2 protein-coding genes are annotated in these 2195 nt (G+C 63.0%); both read right to left on the reverse strand.

Annotation, left to right across the window (positions count from 1 at the left end):
• Window positions 1-532: 532 nt before the first annotated feature.
• Window positions 533-1303 carry an electron transfer flavoprotein subunit beta gene (locus WBR57_RS16175; RefSeq protein WP_424084683.1) on the reverse strand — a complete coding sequence of 257 codons (771 nt, stop codon included), beginning with the start codon at window positions 1301-1303 and terminating at the stop codon, window positions 533-535.
• A 10-nt stretch (window positions 1304-1313) separates the two neighbouring features.
• Window positions 1314-2195, reverse strand: an 882-nt coding sequence (locus WBR57_RS16180) for an electron transfer flavoprotein subunit alpha/FixB family protein (protein WP_424084684.1), incomplete at its 5' end; no start/stop codon positions are given.

The raw sequence follows: 2195 nt of genomic DNA on the forward strand, positions 1-2195 counted from the left end.
TTCGCGAGCAAGCCCGCTCCCACATTAGATCTGCACACTGCTCAAGAATTGATCAACTCTCTCGCAGCCCATATATGCCCTGCCCTCCAGCCTTCGCCCAACAACTTATCCACAGAGCCACCCACAGCAATTGTGGGCAACTGCCGGTTTACCCTTAAATAAACTCAAGAAAATCCGTGACTTATTCAAAGTCAGGGGTTTTATCCTCTATTGGTTATTTTTTGATCTAAAGCCTGTAGGCCACGTTTTTATTGGCGTGTAGAGGAACGCAAACACCTTATCCACAGAAGCGCCAACAGACTTTGGGGGCAACTTTCGCGGTTCTGTGGAAAACCACGTTCGAAAGAGTAAAACCGAGGGTTTGAGCGGGATATCGAGGGAAAAAGCCAGAATTGATCAATTTTTAATCGGAACTCTACAAGCCTTTATCTACGTGGCTTGTAGCCGGTAGCGAACATCTTATCCACACGCAGGCTAACAGGCATTGTGAGTAAAAGGTGGGAGTGGGCCTGCCCCCCTCCCACCTTTTTATTCAGCGTACGACGCCTTCCTCAATGAGCAACTTGAGAATCGCTTGGGCGCCGTCTTCCGGGCTGAGCCCCTTGAGCACCTGCCCGCCGCCACCGCTGGCCTTGGCCGTGGCGGCTTTCATGCGGTCGGCGCCGCTCTTGGCCTTGATCACCTTGAGGCGTTTGGGCCGAGGCTTGGCCGGTTGCAGCTGCGCGCCTGTGAATAACTCATCTTCTTCAATCGCCACCTCATGCGCTGCGAGTTCACCGCGTTGCGCCGGGCCATAGGCGCTTTGCCGTGGCTTGGGCGCAGCGTTATCCACAGTCGCCAGAAACGGCAGCCGCACCTTCAGGCGCCGTCGCTGACCACGGGGCAAGGCTTGCAGCACATGGGCCACGCCACCGTCGATGGACTCCACCTGCGCCAGCCCGACGATCAGCGGCCAACCCAGTTGCTCGGCCAGCAGGAACGGCAGCATGCCCGAGCCTTCGCCGGTTTCCGCCTGGCTGCCGGCGAGCACCACGTGGGCACCGGCCTCGCGCAGGTAGTCACTGAGCACCGGCAAGGCGTCGCTGCCGGCCGGCTGTTCGAGCACATGCAATTGCGGCAAGCCCATGCCCAGGTAGCTGCGCAAGGTCGGTTCGAGGATGTCGCCGGCGTGCAGCACCTGCAACTTATCCCCAGCCATTTGCAGGCCCAGTTCGACGGCGCGCGCGTCCTGCTCGGCGCGGCGTGGCCGGCCGGACGTCGGGTGGGCACCGATGGACACCAGGCTGATTACATTCGTGGTCATGGCCATATCCTTAAGCCGCATCGCGCTTGGCGCCGCTGCGGTACAACTCGACCGCCTCGATCAAGGCGTGCAGAATCGCGGCGCTTTCGCCGATCACCGACAGGTCGGCACGCTTGATCATGTCGCAGCCCGGGTCGAGGTTGATCGCCACCACCTTGTCGCAGGCGCCGATGCCCTGCAGGTGCTGGATCGCCCCGGAGATACCCACGGCCACGTACACCCGCGCCGTGACCCAGGTGCCGCTGGCGCCGACCTGGCGATCACGCGCCATGTAGCCGTCGTCCACCGCCACCCGCGAGGCGCCTTCGGTGGCGCCCAAGGCGGCGGCGGTCTGGTGGAACAGTGCCCAGTCCTTCACGCCATTGCCGCCGGAGAAAATAAACTCGGCCTCGGCCATTGGGATCGCTGCCGGGTCGACCGCCACCGCGCCGAGGTCTTCGATACGCGGCAGGCTGCGCGCCAGGCTTGTGGATAACTCCACCGGCAGGACCTCGTGGCGGGTTTCGCTGACCGGTTCGGCGCACTCGGCGGCGGCCAGGATCAGGCGCGGCAGCGGCCGGACCAAGTCTTCCTGGCCCGCGCCGGCGCGGCCGATGCATTCCTCGCATTTGATCTGCCAGACCCGCGTGGCCGGGCGTTCCTTGAGGCTCGCGGCAAAACGCCGCCCAAGTTCGCCGCCGCCGCTGCGGCTGTCGGGCAGCAACCAGTGGCGTGGGTTGAACTGGTTATCCACAGCCCGCAGGCCCTGGACCCGTTGCTCCGGTGCATAACCTTCGAATTCATGGCCTTCCAGCACCAGCAGGCGATCGACGCCCGCCGTGGCAAACGCGCCTTCCTTGTGTTCGCCAAACACCACCGCCAGCACCGCGCCGTCGCTGCCGGCCAACTGGCG

The organism is Pseudomonas sp., from assembly GCF_049590575.1.
GTDB lineage: Bacteria > Pseudomonadota > Gammaproteobacteria > Pseudomonadales > Pseudomonadaceae > Aquipseudomonas.